General features: G+C 33.7%; 21 protein-coding genes. 15 read left to right on the top strand and 6 right to left on the bottom strand.

Annotation, left to right across the window (positions count from 1 at the left end):
• Positions 1 to 247: 247 nt before the first annotated feature.
• From BR65_RS06380 to BR65_RS06360, 5 genes are all read left to right on the top strand, one after another.
• Complete coding sequence (locus BR65_RS06380) at positions 248 to 1,114, top strand: glycosyltransferase family 8 protein (RefSeq protein ID WP_034537369.1); 867 nt, start codon at positions 248 to 250, stop codon at positions 1,112 to 1,114.
• Positions 1,115 to 1,243: 129 nt separating this feature from the next.
• Complete coding sequence (locus BR65_RS06375; RefSeq protein ID WP_034537366.1) at positions 1,244 to 2,092, top strand: glycosyltransferase family 8 protein; 849 nt, start codon at positions 1,244 to 1,246, stop codon at positions 2,090 to 2,092.
• Positions 2,093 to 2,472: 380 nt separating this feature from the next.
• Positions 2,473 to 4,233: an ABC transporter ATP-binding protein gene (locus BR65_RS06370; RefSeq protein WP_023178895.1), complete on the top strand. Its 1,761-nt coding sequence runs from the start codon at positions 2,473 to 2,475 to the stop codon at positions 4,231 to 4,233.
• On the top strand, positions 4,220 to 6,001 hold the full coding sequence (locus tag BR65_RS06365; protein ID WP_034537363.1) for an ABC transporter ATP-binding protein: 1,782 nt from the start codon (positions 4,220 to 4,222) through the stop codon (positions 5,999 to 6,001). Before BR65_RS06370 ends, BR65_RS06365 begins: the two co-directional genes overlap by 14 nt.
• 196 nt (positions 6,002 to 6,197) lie before the next feature.
• Complete coding sequence (locus BR65_RS06360; RefSeq protein ID WP_034537361.1) at positions 6,198 to 6,950, top strand: acyl-[acyl-carrier-protein] thioesterase; 753 nt, start codon at positions 6,198 to 6,200, stop codon at positions 6,948 to 6,950.
• A 51-nt stretch (positions 6,951 to 7,001) separates the two neighbouring features.
• On the opposite strand, the gene BR65_RS06355 is transcribed toward BR65_RS06360, so the two are convergent.
• On the bottom strand, positions 7,002 to 7,967 hold the full coding sequence (locus tag BR65_RS06355) for an asparaginase (protein WP_034537358.1): 966 nt from the start codon (positions 7,965 to 7,967) through the stop codon (positions 7,002 to 7,004).
• Positions 7,968 to 8,196: 229 nt separating this feature from the next.
• Between BR65_RS06355 and BR65_RS06350 the strand changes: the two genes are divergently transcribed.
• Positions 8,197 to 9,648, top strand: coding sequence for a DEAD/DEAH box helicase (locus BR65_RS06350; protein WP_034537356.1), 1,452 nt, complete (start codon positions 8,197 to 8,199; stop codon positions 9,646 to 9,648).
• Between the two features lie 204 nt (positions 9,649 to 9,852).
• Here the strand turns inward: BR65_RS06350 and BR65_RS06345 are convergent, their stop codons facing one another.
• The gene (locus BR65_RS06345; protein ID WP_023178888.1) at positions 9,853 to 11,481 is read right to left on the bottom strand and encodes an ABC-F family ATP-binding cassette domain-containing protein; all 1,629 of its coding nucleotides are present in this window, start codon (positions 11,479 to 11,481) and stop codon (positions 9,853 to 9,855) included.
• A 265-nt stretch (positions 11,482 to 11,746) separates the two neighbouring features.
• Between BR65_RS06345 and BR65_RS06340 the strand changes: the two genes are divergently transcribed.
• Positions 11,747 to 12,214 (top strand): Dps family protein, encoded by a 468-nt coding sequence (locus BR65_RS06340; RefSeq protein ID WP_034537355.1) that lies wholly within the window; start codon positions 11,747 to 11,749, stop codon positions 12,212 to 12,214.
• 39 nt (positions 12,215 to 12,253) lie between these two features.
• On the opposite strand, the gene BR65_RS06335 is transcribed toward BR65_RS06340, so the two are convergent.
• Positions 12,254 to 13,297: a hypothetical protein gene (locus BR65_RS06335; RefSeq protein ID WP_034537354.1), complete on the bottom strand. Its 1,044-nt coding sequence runs from the start codon at positions 13,295 to 13,297 to the stop codon at positions 12,254 to 12,256.
• Between the two features lie 149 nt (positions 13,298 to 13,446).
• Here BR65_RS06335 and BR65_RS06330 point away from each other — a divergent pair, with 149 nt between their 5' ends.
• From BR65_RS06330 to brnQ, 4 genes are all read left to right on the top strand, one after another.
• Positions 13,447 to 14,409 carry a phosphoglycerate dehydrogenase gene (locus tag BR65_RS06330; RefSeq protein WP_034537352.1) on the top strand — a complete coding sequence of 321 codons (963 nt, stop codon included), beginning with the start codon at positions 13,447 to 13,449 and terminating at the stop codon, positions 14,407 to 14,409.
• A 287-nt stretch (positions 14,410 to 14,696) separates the two neighbouring features.
• A complete protein-coding gene (locus BR65_RS06325; protein ID WP_034537350.1) occupies positions 14,697 to 15,566 on the top strand; it encodes a transporter substrate-binding domain-containing protein in 870 nt (289 codons plus the stop codon).
• Between the two features lie 17 nt (positions 15,567 to 15,583).
• A complete protein-coding gene (locus BR65_RS06320) occupies positions 15,584 to 16,264 on the top strand; it encodes an amino acid ABC transporter permease (RefSeq protein WP_023178879.1) in 681 nt (226 codons plus the stop codon).
• Positions 16,265 to 16,414: 150 nt separating this feature from the next.
• Positions 16,415 to 17,773 carry a branched-chain amino acid transport system II carrier protein gene (gene brnQ, locus BR65_RS06315; RefSeq protein WP_023178877.1) on the top strand — a complete coding sequence of 453 codons (1,359 nt, stop codon included), beginning with the start codon at positions 16,415 to 16,417 and terminating at the stop codon, positions 17,771 to 17,773.
• A 92-nt stretch (positions 17,774 to 17,865) separates the two neighbouring features.
• On the opposite strand, the gene BR65_RS06310 is transcribed toward brnQ, so the two are convergent.
• Positions 17,866 to 18,345 (bottom strand): nucleoside 2-deoxyribosyltransferase, encoded by a 480-nt coding sequence (locus tag BR65_RS06310; RefSeq protein WP_034537349.1) that lies wholly within the window; start codon positions 18,343 to 18,345, stop codon positions 17,866 to 17,868.
• A gap of 150 nt (positions 18,346 to 18,495) precedes the next feature.
• Here BR65_RS06310 and BR65_RS06305 point away from each other — a divergent pair, with 150 nt between their 5' ends.
• The 3 genes from BR65_RS06305 to uvrC all read left to right on the top strand — a co-directional run bounded on the left by BR65_RS06305 (position 18,496) and on the right by uvrC (position 22,031).
• A complete protein-coding gene (locus BR65_RS06305; protein ID WP_023178874.1) occupies positions 18,496 to 19,626 on the top strand; it encodes a 3D domain-containing protein in 1,131 nt (376 codons plus the stop codon).
• Positions 19,627 to 19,652: 26 nt separating this feature from the next.
• On the top strand, positions 19,653 to 19,913 hold the full coding sequence (locus BR65_RS06300) for a hypothetical protein (RefSeq protein WP_023178873.1): 261 nt from the start codon (positions 19,653 to 19,655) through the stop codon (positions 19,911 to 19,913).
• 345 nt (positions 19,914 to 20,258) lie between these two features.
• Positions 20,259 to 22,031 carry an excinuclease ABC subunit UvrC gene (uvrC, locus tag BR65_RS06295; protein WP_023178872.1) on the top strand — a complete coding sequence of 591 codons (1,773 nt, stop codon included), beginning with the start codon at positions 20,259 to 20,261 and terminating at the stop codon, positions 22,029 to 22,031.
• A 196-nt stretch (positions 22,032 to 22,227) separates the two neighbouring features.
• Here the strand turns inward: uvrC and BR65_RS06290 are convergent, their stop codons facing one another.
• Positions 22,228 to 22,575, bottom strand: coding sequence for an iron-sulfur cluster biosynthesis family protein (locus BR65_RS06290; protein WP_023178871.1), 348 nt, complete (start codon positions 22,573 to 22,575; stop codon positions 22,228 to 22,230).
• An 82-nt stretch (positions 22,576 to 22,657) separates the two neighbouring features.
• Positions 22,658 to 23,002 carry an iron-sulfur cluster biosynthesis family protein gene (locus BR65_RS06285; protein ID WP_034537348.1) on the bottom strand — a complete coding sequence of 115 codons (345 nt, stop codon included), beginning with the start codon at positions 23,000 to 23,002 and terminating at the stop codon, positions 22,658 to 22,660.
• A 197-nt stretch (positions 23,003 to 23,199) separates the two neighbouring features.
• On the opposite strand from BR65_RS06285, the gene BR65_RS06280 reads away from it, so the two are divergent.
• Positions 23,200 to 23,670: an Rrf2 family transcriptional regulator gene (locus BR65_RS06280; protein ID WP_034537347.1), complete on the top strand. Its 471-nt coding sequence runs from the start codon at positions 23,200 to 23,202 to the stop codon at positions 23,668 to 23,670.
• Positions 23,671 to 23,690: the final 20 nt, after the last annotated feature.

The following is a 23,690-nucleotide window of genomic DNA, read 5'->3' as shown; positions in this document are numbered from 1 at the left end:
TCTATGGAACTTAAGAAATAAAATTCATTTTTAAATAGTAGAAGAAAGCAAGTGAATAGAGGGTGTAAGCGCTTTGATATAGACTGCCTTTTTAAAAATTATAAAGTAAACGTTGTTATACCAAGGCGTATCGTTTGTAAAAAAAGGAAGAAAGAGGTAGAATTTTGTATATAATAGAAACCAAATTTTAATTATTTATTCATTTATTTTTAATTAATAGACAAATAAATAGAAAGGATGATTGGAAATGGGAGAAAAAAAACTGATTCCAATTGTAAGTGCTGCAGATAATAACTATGCACCTTATTTAGGTGTCACCCTAAAAACGATTTTAGATCATCTTAATTCTGAATATGATGTAGCGTTTTACATTATTGATGATCATATATCTACGGAAAGTAAAAATAAATTAAAGCAAGTTATTTCCAATCATACGGCTCATACGGCAACACTTGACTATTTAGAGGTTGATTCCGAGTTGTACGCAAATGTAATGGAAAGTGATCATATCACTCAAACAGCTTACTATAGAATCTCTTTACCAGATTTGTTGGAAGACAAACATTACAAAAAAGTATTGTATATAGACAGTGATGTTTTAGTATTGGATGATGTATCCAAATTGTATGAAACAAATATTGGCGACAAAGTAGTTGGGGCTGTTGTTGACCCTGGACAAGCAGTTGTTCATCCAAGATTAGGAATCGAAACAGAAGACTACTACTTTAATTCTGGGTTAATGATCATTGATTTAGATAACTGGCGTAAAGCGCAGATTACTGAAAAAACCCTAGCTTTTCTTGAAAATCAAATGGATAAAATTATTTACCATGATCAAGATGCTTTGAATGGAACGCTTTATGAAAAATGGTATGCTCTTCATCCTAAATGGAATGCACAAACTTCTTTAGTATTTGAACGGCATCAGCCGCCAAATGATGAGTATGCTAAATGGTATAAAGAAGCTGTTAGCCAACCATCCATCGTTCATTTTACCGGTCATGATAAACCATGGAATTCAGATGAATTCCATCCTTATACTGATCAGTATTTAAAAGAATTGAGTCAAACGCCTTTTAGAGATACAGCTGTAAAACAAAACGCAGTTAACTAGAATAGTAAATAAGATCTATGGGTTAGAGGAGAAACTCTTCTAAAGTGAACATTAGCTTATCTTGTTTTTAGTACAAAACAAGTAAGGCAATAACTAAAATAATTTACAAATCTTAAGGAGGAATTACCAATGGTTGAACAAAAAAGCATTTCAATTGTTTCATCAAGCAATGAAGCGTTTGTCCCACATTTGGCTACGCTCTTTCTTTCACTACTAACAACAAAACAAACAAATACAACTTTTCACTTTCATGTGATTGATGACAACATTTCACTACGCTCAAAATTTTTATTGAATCGTACAGTAGGAGAATACAATGCAAGAATCAGTTATGTCACAATTGACCCAACGGATTTCTCAGGCGCTGTAGAAAGTGATCGTATTCCACAAACGGCTTATTACCGTATTTCAATACCTAATCTATTGAAAGAAAGTAAACGTGCCATTTATATGGATTGCGATATGATAACCTTAGAAGATATTGAAGCACTTTGGGAAGTTGATCTAGGCGAAAATTTACTGGCTGCAGTTGAAGATGCAGGTTTCCATAATCGTTTAGAAAATATGGGAATCGAAAGTGAGTCCGACCTTTACTTTAACTCTGGTTTAATGGTTATGGATTTAGAAAAATGGCGTGAACAACAAATAACAGAACAAGTTTTGACTTTCATTAAAGGTAATCCAGAAAAATTAAGATTCCATGATCAAGATGCGTTAAATGCCATCTTACATGATAGATGGTTAGAATTAGATCCTCGTTGGAATGCACAAACCTATATGATGTTAAATGAAAAAGAACATCCAACGATTCAAGGACAATTAAAATGGGATGAAGCTAGAGAGAACCCTGCTGTCATTCACTTCTGTGGCCATGCTAAACCATGGAATGCAGATTCAAATCATCCATTCAGAGATAATTACTTTGACATTCGTGAAAAAACATTTTTCCCAATGAAGAAGGAAACGAAATTGCTCTAAAGTCTGAACAGACTGTTCATTAATGGTAATAAGAAGGGCTGGGATGCTTATCCCAGCCCTTTTGCATCGTACAGGTTGAAGTCTTAAGGTGAAGTTTGAAAGTTAATGGTAGTATAAATAGAAATAGTTTAGAAAGAAAAGCGACCCGCTGATTTATTCTAGTGAGCAGAATAAGTGTATTCATTTTCTTTATCAAATATAATAAATAAGTAAGCATGAATGAATCATGTAAACTAGTATAAATAAAAAACAAATTTTCTTATTTTTTTATTGCTACACAAAAAAATTAGTGGAATGATTGTCAGCAATTTATTTGTTAATTCAGCATTTTTCATAGAATAGTGTAGCAATGAAAAGCTAAGATAAGGAGGCATTGTTGTATGAGCAGTATTAAATGGGTTTCTCAATACATTCAATCGAATAAGGTAAAAGCTTTAGTAGGAACGATTATGGTTATAATAGTAGCTGTATTGAATATTGTTTCCCCGTTGATCGGTGGAGAAATTGTCGATAAGGTTATTGTGGACGATCAAAGGAATATGCTTGTTCCTTTATTAGCTTTAATGATCGGTGCTACCGTATTGAGGACAGTCATGAGGTATGTATACCAGATTATGTTTGAACACATAGGGCAGGATGCTATTTATCAAATGAGAGAAGATCTTTATAAAAAACTACAAGAACTCGATTTTGCTTTTTTTAACAATACGCGAGTAGGAGATATTATGGCCCGCATGTCTGGTGATACAGATGCAATTCGCCATGCTATTTCATGGTTAACCTATAATGTATTAGACAATATTTTATTATTGGTTTCAGCTATTTTAGTTATGGGATTTATAGAATGGCGTTTAATGTTAGCTTTATTAGTTGTTACACCTTTTATTGGGGTATTAACAATTTTATTATCAGGAAAAGCAAATGCTGTTTATTATGAGATTCGGGAAAGTTTTTCAAGATTAAATTCAATGGTAGAAGAAAATGTCAGTGGAAATAAGGTAATAAAAGCCTTTGCCAGAGAAGATTATGAAAAAGAAAAATTTGATAAGTATAATGATGATTACAAGCAACGCAATATGGATTCTGCTAACGTAACAAGAACTTATTTACCACCATTAGAAACATTAGCAGGCTTTTTATCGGTTATTACAATTGGTTATGGAGGATTTTTGGTTATTAACGGATCAATGAGTTTAGGCGATTTGGTTACTTTTAATGGATTCATATGGATGTTAAACTTGCCAATGCGAAATGTCGGTTGGTATGTAAATGATTTACAACGGTTTATTGCTTCTTCTTATAAAATCAGAGAAATGTTAGCGGCTAAACCAATGATTCCGATTGAAGAAAAAGAATCTGCACAAACAATCCAAGGGATCGTTGAATTTCAAGATGTTTCATTCTCATTTGCAGATGCTCCTGAAACACCTGTATTAAGTCATATTTCTTTAAAAGCTAAGCCTGGTATGACAATTGGGATTTTAGGGGAAACAGGTTCTGGTAAATCAACCTTAGTCAATATGATCTCGCGTTTCTTTGATCCTACGGAAGGTAAAATATTGATTGATGGAATTGACGCAAAACAATGGAACGTAAGAGAATTAAGAAGTCATATTGCGATTGTTATGCAAGACGTTTTTCTATTTTCAGATACGATTCAACAAAATATTTCATTCGGAACTCCTGGAGCAGATATGGAAAATGTTCAAAAAAGCGCACGAGTGGCTGATGCTGATCCGTTTATTCAAAACATGCCGGATCAATACAATACGTATTTAGGCGAACGAGGCAGTGGTTTGTCTGGTGGTCAGCGTCAAAGGATATCCTTGGCCAGAGGATTAATGAAAGATCCTTCAATATTGATCTTAGATGATACGACTTCAGCTGTAGATATGGAAACAGAAGTGAAAATTCAGCGTGAATTAGGTGAAATCATGAAAGAAAAAACGACCTTTATCATTGCCAATCGTATTTCTTCTGTGAAATCTGCTGATGAAATCATTATCATGTCTAAAGGGGAGATTATCGAAAGAGGAAATCACGCTTCTTTATTAGACAAAAAAGGGTACTACTATAGAATTTATCAGAAGCAATTAGGCCAAGCTGATGAAGAGGAGGTAGAAACAAATGGAACAGACTAATCAATCCATTGAAGAAAAAAATACCCAAAAGAACAGCACAAATATGTTGAAAAGAGTAGGGGGATACTTAGCTCCTTATAAGAGCGGCTTCTTAAAACTCCTTTTTGCAATTTTAGTATCCAACATTGTTTTAGTCCTTGGGCCATACTTTACCAGTATCGTCATTGATGAAAGTATTCCAAACAAAGATACGACTCAACTAATATGGATCATTGTGTTATTTTCGGCGGCTCAGTTATTTGGCGGGTGGTCTTCAAGGTATCGGATCAAAAATATTACATTATTAGGACAAGACGTATTAAAAGATATGCGTACGGATGTCTTTGTACATTTGCAAAAACTTCCATTCTCATTCTTTGATAGTCGTCCGCATGGGAAAATCGTTACACGAGTAGTGAACTACATCAATTCATTAAGTGATCTTCTTTCTAATGGTTTGATCAATGTTCTATCAGATGTCTTCAGTTTAGTGGTTACCTTAATCATTATGTTTGCTATGGATGTGCGGTTGACGCTTTACAGTTTTATCCTATTGCCTGTTTTATTCGTTGTGACACTTGTCATTCAAAGAGAACAGCGTAAAGCATATGAAGAAGTCAGTAGCAAACAGGCAGAATTAAATGCTTATATTCATGAAAGTGTTGCTGGAATAAAAGTTACTCAGTCTTATACAAGAGAAAATGTGAATAAAGATATTTTTGCAGAAGTTAGTGAAGGACAACGAACAACCTGGATGCATGCAGTCAAAATTCAATTTTTACTAGCTCCATTTATCCAAAACATCGCAACGATCACTATCTCAATTATTTATTTTATTGGTTTGAGTGGTTTTGGTGTGGATGTTTCTACAGGGGTATTGATAGCCTTTATTGGTTATGTGAATAACTTTTGGAACCCAATGATCAATATCGGAAACTTTTATAATAGTTTAGTGACTGGTATGGTTTACTTGGAACGTATTTTTGAAATCTTGGATATTGAACCAGAAATCCAAGATGCACCTAATGCTTTTGTTATGCCCCCAATACAAGGTTATGTTGTGTTTAATGATGTGAAATTTGGCTATAAAAAAGATCAACCTATTTTTGAACACCTTTCTTTCAGGGTCCGTTCTGGTGAAACAATCGCACTTGTGGGGCCTACAGGCGCCGGTAAATCAACGATTATTAACTTAATGACTCGATTTTATGATGTAGATGATGGAGAAATTTTAGTTGATGGTATAGATATTCGAAAAGTAACCTTGAATTCTTTAAGAAATGAAATAGGGGTCATGTTGCAAGAGACATTTATTTTCTCAGGAACGATCATGGAAAACATTCGTTTAGGGAAATTGGATGCAACTGAAGAAGAAATTATACAAGCTGCAAAAATAGTCCGAGCCCATGATTTTATCATCAGTTTAAAAGATGGTTACCGTACAGTTGTTAAAGAACGCGGAAGCACCTTATCTGCTGGGCAAAGACAATTGATTTCCTTTGCTCGTACCTTGCTGGCTGATCCTAAAGTGTTGATACTTGATGAAGCAACTTCTAGTATTGATACACAAACAGAAATTTTGCTGCAAGAAGGTTTGGATCGATTGCTAGAAGGAAGAACAGCGTTTATTATCGCACATAGATTATCTACCATAAAAAATAGTTCACGTATTTTTTATATCGCAGATAAAAAAATTCAAGAATCAGGAAGCCATAACGAATTGATGGCTCAAAAAGGGTTGTATTACAACCTATATTCTACACAAGCTGAATTGCTGAAAAAAATGTAGTTTTAAGCAAGTGATATTAAATAGAAAAAGGTCTTAGACAACTGTCTTTGGCCTTTTTCTATGATTTCAAAAATAGTATTTTTTATTAGGTTTATAATGATTTAGTAAATAAATACTCATCTTTATTTTCAGGTATTTTTAATAAAAATATGCTATTCTAAAAGAAGGATCTTTTATAAGGAAATGAGGCTTTTAAATGAGCGGAAAAGTATATAAAAAAGAACACCAAATCAAATATTATGAATGTGATACAACACAAAAAATGACAGTCTCCATGTTACTAAACATTATGTTACATGTATCTGGTGAACAAAGTTATTCATTAGGCGTAGGAGATGAAGTTTTAGTAGAAAAAGGATTAGCTTGGATCATTCTTCAATATGAAGTAAACGTTGACCGGATGCCGGCTTTTTACGAAACCATCAACATTACAACACAAGCCACTTCTTATAACAAGTTATTTTGTTACCGTACGTTTAAAGTTTATGATGAAGAAGGCAATTTATGTGTGACAGTCAACAGTACATTTGCTTTAATGAATATAAAAGAGCGGAAAATGGCTCGTGTACCTGATGAAATTGTAGCACCTTATGGATCAGAGTTCTCTAAAAAATTGATTCGGAGTCCAAAACCAGAAAAAGTTGATGAAGAAACAATGCTTTCTAAAGAGTATCGTGTCAGATACTTGGATATTGATAGTAACCGTCATGTGAACAACTCGAAATACGTGGAGTGGGTCATGGATACATTAGACCTTGAGTTCTTGACGTCCCACGAAATAGAAAATATGACGATCAAGTTTGAAAAAGAAGTTCATTATGGTCAATTGATCCATAGTGAAATGAGCTTGACGAAACAAGAAGAGGGTAAAGTTCTTACTGCTCATCGTATCGTGACAGAAGGTATCATCAACTGTGAAGCAAGCATTCTGTGGAAAAAGGCTCGTTAATTAAGAAGACCAAAAAAAACCGTTCATTTCATATGAACGGTTTTTTTTTAGTTAAAAGTAATTTTCAAGTGAATGAGTCAAGGTAGCTTGACTCAATACTACTTGTAATTTAATACGGGCTTTAGGTCCGGATAAACCAGTAGCAAAAATAACGCCATCTTCTTTCAACTGTTTACCGCCACCCATATAGTCATAGACATCCTGTGCAATACCGTTAAATGAACGTGAGACAAGAACGACTGGAATATTATTGGCTAAGACTCGCTTAAGAGCAGGCAAAGTAGCAGGCGGTAAGTTACCTGCACCTAGCGCTTCAATAACGAGTCCATCAGTAGTAGGTTGATTTACAGCATCGAATAAGGTTCCATCCATACCTGCATAAACTTTTAGCAAGTAAACTTTTTTATTTACAGTGTTGATCGAATAAATTTCTTCTTCAATTAGTTTTTGGAAGAATAAAACTTTGTTTTTTGAGATTAAACCGATAGGGCCAAATGTTGGTGTTCGGAAAGTGGCCACATTGCTTGTATGCGTTTTGGTTACATAACGTGCAGTGTGGATCTCATCATTCATTACTACTAAAACGCCTTTTTCTTTAGCTTCTTCAGCTAAAGCCACCCAAATGGCACTTTGAAAGTTATATAATCCATCTGAACCGACCTCATTTATTGAACGCATAGCTCCAGTTACGACAATGGGAATAGATGTTTCAAGTGTGAGATCCAAGAAGTAGGCTGTTTCTTCCAATGTGTCAGTCCCGTGAGTAATGACAACGCCATCTGCTTCATGAGCAGCAATTGCTTGTTCGATTCGATTTTTTAAAATAAGCATTTTATCAGGTGTCATATGCGGAGACGGCAAATGGAAAAAGTCTTCCACAATCATATTCGCGACATTATCAAATAAATGACCACGCTTTTTTAACGGATTTTCTGAGGTGGGAGAAACTTTTCCAGTTGTTTGATCCTCACTCATGGAAATAGTTCCACCGGTATGTAATACAAGAATAGTTTTCACATTGAACCCTCCTATAAGAACAAAAAAAATCATCCATAAATCATTTTCGTTAAGTAGTATATCACGTTTTGTGGATATCTTACATGGGCTTCAATAAAGAAAAGACAAATGAAAGGATGAGAGTTTTGCCACTATGTAAGGGATTTTACCAAATTATCGCTTTAAAAAACAGTAATTTAGTGAATATGCTGTTATACTAATAGAAAAGGAACAATTGAAAGAGGTTATTATGAATAAAAAGAATACATTTGAAGAATTTGCTATTAGTGATGAAATTATTGTTGCATTAACAAGTTTACGTTATTTCCATCCTACTAAAGTTCAAGAAGAAGTGATCCCTGTAGCGTTAGAAGGAAAAGACGTTATTGTTGAATCACAAACGGGAAGTGGAAAGACAGTTAGTTATGGTTTACCACTATGTGAAACTGTTGATTGGGAAGAAAATAAACCACAAGCACTTGTCTTAGTACCTACAAGAGAATTAGCTATTCAAGTAAAAGAAGACATTATGAACATCGGTCGTTTAAAGAGAGTAAAAGCTACAGCAGTATATGGTAAAGCTTCGTTTGATACTCAAAAATCTGAATTAAAACAAAAAAGCCATATTGTTGTAGGAACACCTGGTCGAGTATTGGATCATTTGCAAAAGGGAACGTTTAAAGTAGAGAAAATAAACTGCTTAGTCCTAGACGAAGCTGATGAAATGTTAAATATGGGATTTGCCGATCAGGTAGAAGCCATTATTAACTTTTTACCAGAAGAACGCCAAACATTATTGTTTTCAGCAACTATGCCAAAAGAAATTGAACGTATAGCAAGTTTCTATATGAAACCTGACAAACAATCGATTCAAATTCAAACAACTGAGTTATCTAAACCAAAGATTATTCAATCGAGTGTTAAGGTACAAGAAGACAAGAAAGAACAACAGTTGCTAGATTTATTAACTGTGGAAAACGCAGATTCATGCATCATTTTTTGTAATACACAAGAAGCTGTGAACAACTTATATACATTTTTAAATAAAGCTGGTTTGCCAATAGATAAGATCCATGGCGGAATGGTCCAAGAAAATCGTTTTTCTGTAATGGATGATTTCAGACAAGGAAGATTCCGCTATTTAGTAGCTACGGATGTTGCTGCTCGAGGAATTGATATTGATAACATCACTCACGTTGTGAACTATGATGTTCCTGTGGAGAAAGAAAGTTTTGTCCATCGTACTGGCCGTACAGGTAGAGCTGGAAAAACAGGAATGGCATTGACTCTTGTTACACCTAGAGAAGAAAAATGGTGGAATGAAGTTAAGGATTACGCTAAACAATCTGTTATCGAAATCTCACTGCCAAGTGCTCGTACGGTACAAAGTCATAAATCGGCTTTTGAAAAGAAATTACAAGAACGTCCGCCATTGAAACAAGTTCGTTCAAAAGAACTAAATCGTGGTATTACTAAAGTTTATTTTAACGGCGGTAAAAAGAAGAAGATACGGGCAGTTGATTTTGTTGGAACAATCGCTAAAATTCCTGGAATCAATGCAGATGACATTGGAATCATTACGATTCAAGAAAATGTGACGTATATTGATATCTTAAATGGTAAAGGTCCTCTGGTCATCGAAGAAATGCAAAGTCGTACTGTTAAAGGTAAAAAATTAAAAGTACACAAAGCTAGAAAATAAAAAAAGAATGCCTCTAAAAGCTGATCATTATTTGATCACTTTTAGGGGCATATTTTAATTTTGCTTCACTTAACCATGAAATGATGTTTCATAGCTTAAACCGTAAAGAAATGATAATCCGGATTGATTTTTGAGCAAATTGTTGCGAAAAGAGGTATTGGATAAAAAATAGAGTTGAGACAAAAGTCTCAACTCTATTTTTTATTAGTTAGCGTACAAAGCAGCAATTTGTTCTTTAACTGATTTGTTGTCTAGGAATTCATCATAAGTTGTTTCAGCGCGATCAACGACTCCATTTGGAGAAATTTCGATAATGCGATTTGCAATGGTTTGGATAAATTGGTGGTCATGTGAACCAAACAATATTGAGCCTTTAAAAGCAATCAAACCATCATTTAAAGCGGTAATAGATTCTAAGTCCAAGTGATTTGTAGGATCGTCCATTACTAAAACGTTCGATTTACTCAACATCATTTTAGATAACATACAACGAACCTTTTCTCCACCTGAAAGAACGGATACTTCTTTTAGTACATCTTCACCAGAGAAGAGCATACGACCTAAGAAACTACGTAAGAATGTATTGTCATTTTCTTCAGCAGAAGCAAATTGACGCAACCAATCTACAACGGTTAACTTTGCATCAGTAAATTCGTCAGTAGTATCTTTTGGTAAGTAAGATTGAGAAGTCGTTACTCCCCACTTAAATGTACCAGAATCTGGTTCCATTTCGCCCGTCAAAATTTTGAATAAAACAGTAATAGCAATATCATTTTTACTTGAAAAGGCAACTTTGTCGTCCTTATTTAACGTAAAAGTAATATTATCTAATATTTTTTTGCCGTCAATTGTTTTAGAAATATTTTCAACACGCAAAAGGTCATTTCCAATTTCGCGTTCAGGAGTAAATCCAACAAATGGGTAACGACGAGAAGAAGGTTGAATATCATCTAAAGTAATTTTTTCTAACATTTTCTTACGAGAAGTCGCTTGTTTCGACTTAGACGCATTTGCACTAAATCGAGCAATAAAGGCTTGTAATTCTTTGATTTGCTCTTCTTTTTTAGCATTTACGTTACCTTGTAATTTAGTAGCCAATTGACTTGATTCCAACCAGAAATCATAGTTTCCAACATATAACTTGATTTTACTAAAATCAACGTCAGCCATATGAGTACATACTTTATTCAAGAAATGACGGTCATGGGAAACAACAATAACGGTATTAGGGAAATCAATTAAGAATTCTTCCAACCATTCAATTGATTGTTTGTCTAAACCATTGGTAGGCTCATCCAGTAAAAGAACATCTGGTTTGCCGAATAAAGCTTGTGCCAGTAATACTTTTACTTTTAATGACTCTGTTAATTCGCTCATTTTTTTATCAAGCATATCTTCTGTAATGCCTAATCCTTGAAGCATAACTGCAGCTTGAGGTTCAGCTTCCCAACCATCTAATTCAGCGAATTCACCTTCTAATTCGGCAGCTAATAGACCATCTGCATCAGTAAAATCTTCTTTCATGTAGATAGCATCTTTTTCTTTCATAATGTCATACAAACGTTTGTGTCCCATAATAACTGTTTCTAAAACAGTATATTCTTCAAAGCCATAGTGATTTTGACTTAAAGTAGTCAAACGTTCGTCAGGACCCATTGAAACATTTCCTGTTGAAGGTTGGATATCACCAGCTAGTATTTTTAGGAAAGTTGACTTACCTGCACCATTTGCACCTATGAGACCATAACAATTGCCGGGAATGAATTTTATATTTACATCATCGAACAATTTTCTATCTGAAAATTGTAAACTTACGTTAGTTACTGTAATCATTTAATTTAGTTACCCCTATTCTTTTATATATCTTGACCATTTTAGCACAAATAATTGTTAAATGCGATGGTAGGAGATTTTTTATTATTATTTAGCAACATTCTATAGAAGAAGATTACAAGAGAGCGCTTAATTAGGAATAAGCTAATCGGGGTTTAATAATTGAGCGAAAAAAAAGACCTTTTACTAGACTATTATTTCAGGTTAGATTATAATAAGTATAAAGTAATAAATAAAACAATTAACTAATAGGAGGAATAGCAGAATGGAAAAACAAACAGAAGTACAAGAATTACTAAATGAATTAGTTGCAACTTTTGGTGTATTCAATATTAAATTGTATCAACATCATTTTTATGTCAAGGGACCTCATTTCTTCAAACTACATGAAGAATTCGAAGAACTTTATGATGGTGTAACAGAACAATTTGATGAATTAGCTGAGCGATTGATTGCAATCGGTGGAAAGCCTTACGCTACTTTAGGAGAATTTTTAGAACACTCTGTGGTTAAAGAATCACCTTATGACAGCAAAGAAACGGCTGAAGAAATGATTCATTCAACTGTTGTAGACTATAAAATTATTGATGAAAAATTACAAAAAGGGATTGTTCTTACAGGTGAAGCTGGGGATGATGCCACTCAAGATCTACTGATTGGTTATAAAGCTGGAGTGGATAAAACGATTTGGATGTTACAAGCTTTCTTAGGCAAAGACCCATTAGAAGATTAATATAAAAAAAGGAAGTGAGATAAATTCTCACTTCCTTTTTTATCTTTTGATTTCAGAAAAAATGTAGAGTTCCAAGGATTTCTCTTTAAGAATATGCAACTGATTTCGATAATTTCTGGTTCGAGTATAGATTCTAAATTTTAATACATCTTGAGCTGGAAGCTCTAATAATTTTTTGTTTTGTAACGTTACTTTAAAATTGGGAGATGATGCATCTACGATCAAAGATGAGGAAAAATCCATTCGTTGATCATTTGCAGCTGCTGATTTTAATTCTAAACGAATAGATTTTGACCGATATAAAGCATTTTTCTTTATTTTTGTGCGATCCATTTCAAAAGAAAATAAATAGCCATCTTGCATAGAAGGTTTGTCTAATGATAGTGGTAATGGATATTCTTGTAGTTGTTCATGAAGGTTATTTTTCGCCAATGAATCAATGGGCGCGCAATCAAGTACATGTAATTGTCCTTTTCGTTCATTAAATTGGATAAAATAAGCAGGATAAACAGGATCTTTACCATATTGAATAAGATTATGATGGTCCCAAGTTGTGTGAGACGCAAAGTGAGAACTTAGTTGAAAGATGCGAACAACTTTTTGCCTCTCGAGTTGCTCATAATAGTATTGAGTAGAAAGCAGATATTCATAAAGCCCAGCATCTCCAGCAGACAAAGCCATTCTTCCTGCAGTAGATAAAGAGATAGAATAAACCGGTTGCTCCCAAATACGTATCCTTTCAGTGTCTTTTTTTGTTAAAGAAAGACGATAAAAACCAGTGTAATCAGAGAAGTACAACGTATGATTGAAAAGAGCACTATCATAAATCGTTTCAGAAAAAGAAAGAGTACGTTCTAAAAAAGGAGCTAAATCATCAACGGACACATGCAACTGTTCCGTTGGCTGTGGTTCAAGGTAAATTGGGCGATCTACATAAGCAAGTTGGGTCAACCACTTATTCCAATTGTATATTTTTAGTTCTTTTTTATTAGTCCATAAATAAAACTTTCCGCTATAAAGTTGAAAATCATGAAATTGACCATCAATAATCAACTTAGTTGTTAATAAATGTTCTTTATCCATCAAAACACCCCATTCTAAACCCCTGTCTTTCACTCTATTGTACCATTTATAGCTTTAAAAATAACAAAAAATGAAAATAGATAAGGGATATTCTTTGATATCTTATTTAGTAATGAGATAATAAAAGAAAACAATGAAAAGGTGATAAAATGACTGAAAAAAATATTTTACTTATGCAAGAAACAACTAAAGAACAACTTCAGACGTTAAAAGAATTAGCTCCAGACTATAAGTTGATTAAAGGTTGGGAGATGGATGAAAAAGAAATCCCTTTAAAATCTGTGGAAATTATATATGGGTGGACTGGACAACGATCAGAGGAACTATTAACAGATGATAAACACACATTAAAATGGGTACAAGGAAAAGCAGCTGGTGTTGACTTTCTTGATTTAGAAAAGCTTGAAAGAAATAAGATTTTACTTACAAATGGAAGCGGGATACATAGTATTCCTATTGCAGAATCAGTTTTTGGTATGCTGTTAGCTTACGCTAGAGGAATCCAAACAGCTGTTAAAAATCAGCAAACAAAAACATGGGAAAAAGTAGATAAGTTAATGGAATTGCATGAAAAAACAATTATGATTGTTGGGACCGGTAAAATTGGAGTTGAAATTGGACGATTAGCTAAAGCATTTAATATGAAGACGATCGGTGTAAACCGCAGTGGAAGAGATGTAGACTACATGGATCAGTTAATTAAACAGCCAGAACTAAAAGAACAAGTGAAACAAGCAGATATTGTGGTAAATATTTTACCGCATACAGATCAAACACATTATTTCTTCAATGAAGATATTTTCTCGCAAATGAAAGAAGGAACGCTCTTTATTAATGTAGGAAGAGGCCCAACGGTTAAAACGGATGATTTAATAAAGGCTCTTGATAATGGAAAATTAGCTTTTGCCGGTTTAGATGTTTTTGAAACAGAACCTTTGCCAGAAAATAGTGAATTATGGGGTAGAGAAGATGTTTTGATTACTCCTCATATTACCGGGATTGCAGAACATTTCAAAAAAAGATTATTTGCTATCTTTGAAGAAAATTTAAAAGCTTACTTAGCTGGAGAAGATTTACCTAGAAACTTGATCGACTATGATCAACAATACTAAAAGTTTGATTAAAAGTAATAAGAGAACACCTCGCTTCAACTAGGAGGTGTTTTCTTATTGTCAAAAAAGAGACATTAATATAACAGTTTTTTTCTGTGTTTCATTTTGAATAAAAACAAAATTGTTTGTTAATCATCCTTTCGTGATGTTGATTTAATGGTATTTTTGTTTAGCTGACAAGAAAAGTATTAAAAGAAATAAAATCTTTTTAGGATAAGTTTGACTACACAGTTAAGCGCTGTTATTCTAATTGAGGAATTTAAAAAGAGGGTAAAGGGGATAGTAACATGTTAAAAAAAATAATGAGTTTTGGGTTAATAACTTTTGTGTCAATGACTTTAGCAGCTTGTGGATCAAATGAATCATCTTCTGCTTCATCAAAAAATACTTCAGACACAATGTGGAGTGAAATCGAAGAAAGAGGAACTTTAAATGTAGCTACATCCGGAACGCTTTATCCAAGTTCTTTCCATGAATCAGAAACAGATAAGTTAACAGGATACGAGGTAGAAATTATTCGTGAAGTTGCTACTCGATTAGATTTAGATGTCGATTTTACAGAAATGGGTGTAGACGGTATGTTGACTTCTGTTAATAGTGGAGCAATTGACGTCGCTGCTATGGGCATAGACCGTGATGGGGAAAATGCTGATAAATACAATTATACGATTCCATATAAATATTCTTTTGGATCAATGGTTGTACGTGAATCAGATAACTCGGGTATTGAAACGTTAGAAGATTTAAAAGGTAAAAAAGCAGCTGGAGCAGCTACGACGAGCTATATGAAAGTTGCAAGACATTATGGAGCTGAAGAAGTGATCTATGATAATGCAACAAATGACCAATATCTTCAAGATGTAGCGAATGGACGTACAGATGTTATATTGAATGACTTTTATTCACAAAAAATGGCTGTTGCTGCTTTACCGGAGATACCAGTAAAAGTCCATGACATTTTTTACAATCCTAGTGAAACAAATTATGCGATTAAAAAAGGAAATGATCTGTTAACTGAAAAAATCAACACGACCTTAGAAGAAATGAAAGCTGATGGAACTTTGACAGAATTGTCTAAACAATTTTATGACGGCGAGGATGTATCGGAACAGATTGATTATGAGTTTCCTGAAATCGAATTTGAGGAAGGCGAATAGAAAGTAGGTGACAGAATATGTCTGAGATTCAATGGCACTATATTTTTGATCCTGCTTTAGCTATTGACAGCTTTGGATATATTTTAAAAGGATTAGGGTACACTTTGGGCATTTCATTAGCCAGTATGATTTTTGGAACGATCCTAGGATTTTTATTAGCCATTATGCGTATGTCAAATAGTAAAATTTTGAGTATGATTGCGCGTACGTATATTTCCTTTATGCGTGGAACACCAACGTTAGTATTTTTATTTATTTTGTATTTTGGTTTCCCTTTTATTGGCATCCAGTTTAAAGCTGTAAACGCAGCTATTATCGGTTTTAGTTTAAGTTCAGCAGCTTATAGTGCAGAAATCATTCGATCTTCGTTGCATTCTGTTGATCACGGACAATGGGAAGCCGCTTATGCTTTGGGATTAAAATGGACTTTTATTATGAGAAAAGTCATCATACCTCAAGCAATGAGAATTGCAGTACCGCCAATGAGCAATGTGCTACTTGATCTCATTAAAGGCACATCTCTGGCCGCAATGATAACTGTTCCAGAAATTTTCCAGCAGGCTAAAATTGTTGGCGGGCGTGAATTCGATTATATGACAATGTATATTTTAGTTGCTTTAATTTATTGGGCTATTTGTAGTGTATTTACTATTTTTCAAAACTATCTCGAGAAAAAAACGTCTCTTTATATAGACTAAACATAAAAGATATTTCTGTCAGATTTTGACAGAGGTATCTTTTTATAGTGAAAAACAGGAGTAAACAAGAGTTTTACTTGAAGCTGAAAGCTAAAAAAGCTATTATTTAAGTTACGCATCACATAGCTAAGTTAGAAAGGACGTTTTTTTATGAAAAAAGGACTGACATTGTCTTCCTACCTTTATATAGGATCAATGTTATTTGGACTGTTTTTTGGAGCAGGAAATTTAATATTTCCCGTTCACATGGGGCAAGTAGCAGGAGCTAACGTAAGTTGGGCTACACTAGGTTTTTTAGTAACAGGTATTGGATTGCCGTTTTTAGGAGTTATTGCAATCGGAATTTCAAAAAGTAATGGATTATTTGATTTAGCCAGTCGCATCCATCCATTATATGGTTATTTTATGACTGTTGCATTATACTTAACGATTGGGCCCTTTTTTGCACTTCCAAGATTAAGCACCGTTTCTTATGAAATTGGTTTGACACCTTATATCAATCCAGAATATCAAACAATAGGGTTAGCAATTTTTTCTATTTTATTTTATGGAGCAGCATTATTTCTTTCTTTAAAACCGACAAAGATTTTGGTCTATGTTGGGAAAGTATTAAATCCTATTTTCTTAGTTTTTTTAGGTGTCTTAATTGTAACGGCATTTATTCGTCCAATGGGAGGAATCGCTGAAATACCAGTTACTGGTAATTACATCAATGAGCCTTTTGTTAGTGGTTTTCTTGAAGGTTACAACACGATGGATGCATTAGCATCTCTTGCATTTGGGATAGTCGTGGTTCAAACCATTAAAAGCTTAGGTGTGACTAAACCAAGTGAGATCGCAAAAGATACCATTAAATCTGGATTGATCAGCATCATTTTAATGGGAATCATCTACGCTAGTCTTTCTTATTTAGGGACAATGAGCGTTGGACAGTTTCCAATTTCAAAAAATGGCGGAATCGCTTTAACACAGATTTCCCAATATTACTTCGGATCATTTGGGAGTGTATTGTTAGCTGTAATTGTAACGATTGCTTGTTTAAAAACAGCTATTGGTTTAATAACAGCCTGTGCAGAAACGTTTAAAGAAATGTTTCCTCGCACGATCAGTTATAAAGCGTATGTCGTTGTTTTTAGTGTATTGACAACATTAGTTGCTAATGTTGGATTAACAAACATTATTGCATACTCATTACCTGTATTAATGTTTTTGTACCCTCTAGCCATTACGTTGATTTTATTAGCATTATTATCACCGTTGTTCAAAGATCGACAAGTTGTCTATGTCACAACAACATTATTTACTCTTGTGGTAAGTGTGGCGGATCTATTCAAAGCATTGCCTAAAGATATTCAAGGTGTTAGCGGAGTAAAAACGTTCTTAGCATTTTGTACGGAATATCTTCCTTTATTCTCTATTGGGATGGGATGGATTTTACCAGCTACAATTGGTTTTGTAGTTGGATTGTTGATCAGTTGGTTTACTAAGCCAACTCCTCGTAGCCTGTAAAGTGTATGCTATATAATAGAAGATAACGAAACAAAAAATACAAAAGAGCAATGGAAACGACACGTTTCCATTGCTCTTTTGTTGTAGAAATATTACAAATAATCGTTAATAGCTGTAATAAAGTCTTTTGAAGTACTGTAAATAGCTCCATTCATTTTTATAATGCCAACAGTGTAAAGATTGATATATGAGAATTGAGATTCTGCAACTTCTTGTAAAGCGGCTAATTTTTGTTTGTTTTCAGCGCCTTGTTGACGTGAATCCGTGTATAAACCAATAATAGGAATTCCAGCTTGATAAGCGACCCCAATTTCGGTAGCAACTCCAACATCAATAGTTGAGCCATCTAAAACTGCAACCATTAATTCGCTGTCTAATAAGGCATCTGTATCATATTTAGCAATAGCAACAGAATCAGCATAAGCATTTTTGTCATTGATTTCACCTTGCTCTTGAGGGACATAAATTTCAACATCAGGGTACGTTACACGAATACTTTGTACAAGATTTTCATTATAAACTCTTTCCATCTCTGAAAATAGTGGGCTAGCAAAATAGATTTTTTTTGACATTTTTTGGCCTCCTAATACGATTATTACAATTTTAGCATACTATAAAAAGGTTTTGTAACAAAAAGTAATCGTAAAGAAATATAGTGAGACATCTTTTTCGTTATAATCATTGAAGAGCTTATAAGTCAAAAAGAAGGGTGTTGTCAATTTGTGAGAATTAAAAAGCTAGTTTCCAGCCTTATGATGGCTTTATTATTGGTTAACGTTGTGCCAACGGTTAGTTTCGCAGCGACATTAGATGAAATTGAATCGCAACAAAATACAAAAGAAAAAGAAATGGCAGAAATGGATAGTCAAATCAATAAAGCATTAACAAAGGTGAATGAAAAAAATAGTGAGCTAGGAGAATTAACTACTCAAATTGAAGTGCTAAATGAAACTGTTCAAGCAACAAACGAAACAATATCAGAACAAGAAGAAGTTGTTAAAGAGCGTTTGGATCAAGCAAAAGAACGTATCTTATCTATGCAAACAACAGAAGTAAATCAAAACGTCGTATTGTCATTATTTGAATCTGAAAGTATAACAGATTTCTTTAATCGTGCGTATGTTTTAGTTACTTTACAATCAGCCGGAAATGATCAGTTGGAATTAGCAGAGAATGAAAGAGCAGAATTAGCTGAATTACAAGCAGAATTGAAAAATGATTTGGCATTATTAGAAAATCAAACAGAAGAAGCTAAAGAACAAAAAGCAGAATTAGATACACAAATAGCAAATCTACAAAAAACAATGGATGAAAATCAAGAGATTTTAAATGAATTAGATGAACAACGTGCAACAGAAGAAACAAGACTTGCAGAAGCTAAGGCGGAAGAAGAAAAAATAGCGGCTGAAAAAGCAGCAAAAGAAAAAACTGCCGCAACTCTTGTAAAAACTTCAGAAAATGAAGCAACAGTAACTAAAACGACAGCTTCAAATGAGCAAGCAGAGCCTGAAAAACAAAGTACAACAGTTGAAGCTGAAACGACTAAATCTACTGAAACAGCTTCAAAAGGAAAAACAATGGTTGTATCCGCAACAGGGTACTCTACAAAAGAAGCTAATTTAAGTACACATACTGCTACTGGAATTAATTTAGAAAGCAACCCTATGGTTATTGCAGTAGATCCTCGTGTCATTCCTTTAGGATCTATCGTTGAAGTCCCTGGTTATGGAACTTTTATCGCTGGTGACACTGGTGGAGCAATAAAAGGAAATAAAATCGATGTACATTTTTCAAGTGTTCAACAAGCCAATAACTTTGGAAGAAAAACAATTACGATCACAATTTTAAATTAAGAGCTTTTTAGAAAAAGGTGAATCAAATGACAGAACAAGCAGAAATTGATTTTTATCTTGATAAAGATGAGGATACTTTTTTAGAGGCATGGGAAAATAAATATGGTGAACTTAATGATGAACAAATAGAAGAATTATACCAAGAAATTGCACAAGATATCGAATTAAAATACAAATCTGGTGAGCATCAGCTTGGAAAATTATTTTCTTATAAAGAGATTGCAGTAGGCTATTCAGATTATAGTACGTTTAATAATTGGTTCTTGTTTAGTTCTTCAAAAAAATAATAAATAGAAAAACAGCGACGGAGAGTAATTTCTGTCGTTGTTTTGCTGTTTAGTGGTAAACTAAATAAGGTTAAATAAGTGCTTATTTGGTAATTGGTGTTGGTACAACAAAATAAAATTTCTTCTGGAATAGACGGATTTGCTTGTGGAAAGCCATGTGACCGTCTGAAACTTGTAATTTTCAGACTTTTAATCCTTAGATAGGACTACAAGCAACCCTTATTCCTCCAGAAATATCTCGTAATCAATTTATCTAATCTATCAACATCAAAAATTATAGAGCCAAACGAATAAACGAATAAGTAAAATTAAAAGTAATGAATGACTATAAGGGGAATCATGAATATGGTAAGTACTCATATTAATAATAAATTGATGTTGCTTCCTGATTTGCCAGGATGCTATTTGATGAAAAATAAAGAAAAAGAAATCATTTATATTGGAAAAGCTAAAAATTTAAAAAATCGGGTTCGTTCTTACTTTAGAGGAACACATGAAGGGAAAACTCAATTGTTGGTTGAAGAAATAGTGGACTTTGAAACCATTATTACGTCAACAGATAAAGAGTGTTTGCTCCTTGAGATTACACTGATCAAAAAACACCAACCAAAATACAATATTAAATTAAAACAAGGAACCAGTTACCCTTATTTGAAGATCACAAATGAAAAAGACCCTCAATTAATTATTACTTCTGAAGTAAAAAGAGATGGCGGGCATTACTTTGGCCCGTATCCTAATGTCTATGCAGCAAGTGAAACACAGCAGTTTATCCAAAAAGTATATCCTTTAAGAAAATGTAACGGGCACCAGAAAAGGGCTTGTTTATACTATCATCTCGGACAATGTATCGGACCTTGCGATCATGAAGTTCCTCAAGAAGAGTACGATGCTCAAATAGATAAAATTAGACGTTTTTTAAACGGTGATGTAAAAGAAATAAAAAAAATATTGAAAAGCAAAATGATGCAAGCAGCTGATGAGCTGGCTTTTGAACGAGCAGCAGAATACCGTAATCAAATTCAATACATTGAAACAACAGTAGAAAGGCAAAATATTATTACCAATGATTTCACTACAAGAGATGTGTTTAGTTTTTATATGAATAAAGGATGGATCTCTATTCAAGTATTCTTTATTCGACAAGCTACGTTAATTAAACGTGAAGCAACTATCTTCCCGTGTTATGATACACCCCAAGAAGAATTGGCCTCTTACATTGTGCAATTTTATCAAGAGGCAAACCATTTGTTGCCAAAAGAAATCTTAGTTCCGAGTGGTTTAGATACTAAAATTTTATCTGAGGTGCTAGAAATACCAGTCAAGGTACCGATTCAAGGGCGTAAAAAAGACATGTTGGATCTTGCAACAAAAAATAGTGAAATTTCATTGAACGAAAAATTCCAACTGATCGAGATGGATGATCGAAAAACGGTAGGGGCTATGAAAGAACTATCAGAAGCATTGAATCTGCCGCTAATCAAGCGCATTGAAGCATTTGACCATTCCAATATTCAAGGAACCAATCCTGTTTCAGCTATGGTTTCTTTTTTAGACGGAAAACCAGATAAAAGCAATTACCGAAAATATAAAATCAAAAGTGTAACGGGCAGCAATGAACTTGCTACTACTGAAGAAGTCATAAGAAGACGATACGAGCGACTGTTGAAAGAAGGCAAACCACTGCCTGATTTGATTTTAATGGATGGGGGTAAAATTCAAGTAAATGGTGCAATCAACATTCTTGAAAATGAGCTTGGTTTATCTATTCCTGTAGCAGGTATGGTGAAAGATGAAAAACATAGAACGTCTTCTCTTATTTTTGGAGAAGATCTTCAGAGAGTTCCTCTTAAGCCAACCAGCCAAGCTTTTTATCTTGTGCAACGCATTCAAGACGAAGTTCACCGTTTTGCTATTACATTCCATAGACAATTACGTGGTAAAAATAGTTTATCTTCTAAATTGGATCGTATTGAAGGCGTGGGACCAAAGACACGAACAAAAATATTAAAACATTTTAAATCAGTCAAAAAAGTAAAAGATGCAAGTGTGGAAGAAATCAAAGGACTAGGCATTCCTCTAAAAACGGCTGTGAAAATCAAAGAAGGACTCGAGTAAGTTATTTTAATGTGGGTAAAAGTGCAGGCCAACTTAGTCAGAACTTCTGGAAGAATAAAGCTAGTTTAGTTTACGTTCCATAAATTTTATTTTGTTGCATCCATACCCTAGTGTTTAAAAATTTAAAAAAGCCGAGATGAAGAATTAATTTCCTTCATCTCGGCTTTTTTTTATGATAATGCATTCGAATACTGAACTAAAAAAGTTTATTGTTGTCATTATCTAAGATCGTAACATCATCATTTATCAATCCAGCATCGCTTCTTAAGATCAAGCTATTCAGTGATTTTTTATAATCCAATACTACGTTTTCTGATAAATCATCCAATCGTTCGCTTTGAACTGGAATTTTTCCAATAGTAGAATCAATTGTTGCATCTAATTCCTCATTAGGGCTAGTTAATAATTTCAGTGAAAACGTACCGACTATTCCACAAGCATAACCACCTACAATGCGGTTGTAATATAAAGCTAAATCACCTGAATGTTGTTCTTGAATCATTTTTAAACGGTCAATAGCAGGTTCTGTGATAGTTAAAAACATAAAATTCCTCCAATTTCACTTTCAATTAGTAAGTTAATTGTAGCGGAAATTTAGAAAAATGTCCAATATCCTGTTTAATAAACTAAAAGACAGCTTGATTAGCATCATTAAGAATTAATAGATTGTCATTGATCAGACCACTATTGCTGCGTAGAATAAGGGTGCTTTTTGTTTCATTGTAATCTAATTTCATTTCATCATCTAAAAAAGGCAGGCTCCATCCTTGAACTGGAAGATCACCTAATGAAGAAGAAATAGTTGCATCAAGTTCTGGATCATTTTGTTGAATGATTTTTAATAAGAAAATCCCATTATTTCCACACGTACAACCAATTCTTGATTCATAGTAAAACACGAGTTGTCCAGGATGACGAGAACAAGTCATTTCTATTTTCTTTTGTGCACTCTCCGTTATGGTTAGATACATTTTAATGAACCTCCTTCATTTCTTCACATTTATGATATCTTGTATCACGTGTCTTGTCTAGCCAAACTCATAGCAATTTCTTTTTGATAAAAAAACAAGAAAAAATAATTGTAATTCTATATAAAAAGGAGTATATTATTCATTGTGGACATTAAAAGTCCACAATCACGAAATTAACTGACGAAAGAAGGGAAATAATGAAGTTAACTAAAGGTTTGGAGCAAGCGATATGTATTCTAGCTATGCTTTCAACTCAAGATAATCAAATACCGATTACTTCACGTGTGCTAAATAGTCGACTAAATGGGACGTCACATTCTTATATTCGAAAAATTATTCGGAAATTAGTAGTCAGTGGATTAGCAACATCCATTCCTGGAAGTAGCGGTGGCTTTAGATTAGCTAAACAACCCGAAAAAATAAATTTGTTGGAAATTGTTGAAGCATTAGAAGGTGAAATTGTTACTTATCCGAATTCAGGAATGATCAATCAAGTGTTCTCAGATCTTGGAGAAACGGCTAGTAATGGAGAAAAAATGTTAACAATGGTTTTTGAAGAAGCAGATAATCAATATACAAGTTTTCTTAAACAACAAACATTAGATCAACTGATCTGGTCAACGATCGGTAGAACTGAATTACCTGCTATTGATTGGAATGAAAAATAGGAAGCGTTAAATTGAAAGGG

The organism is Carnobacterium inhibens subsp. inhibens DSM 13024 (assembly GCF_000746825.1).
Taxonomy (GTDB): Bacteria; Bacillota; Bacilli; order Lactobacillales; family Carnobacteriaceae; genus Carnobacterium_B; species Carnobacterium_B inhibens.
This window is presented reverse-complemented; position numbering and strand designations above follow the sequence as displayed.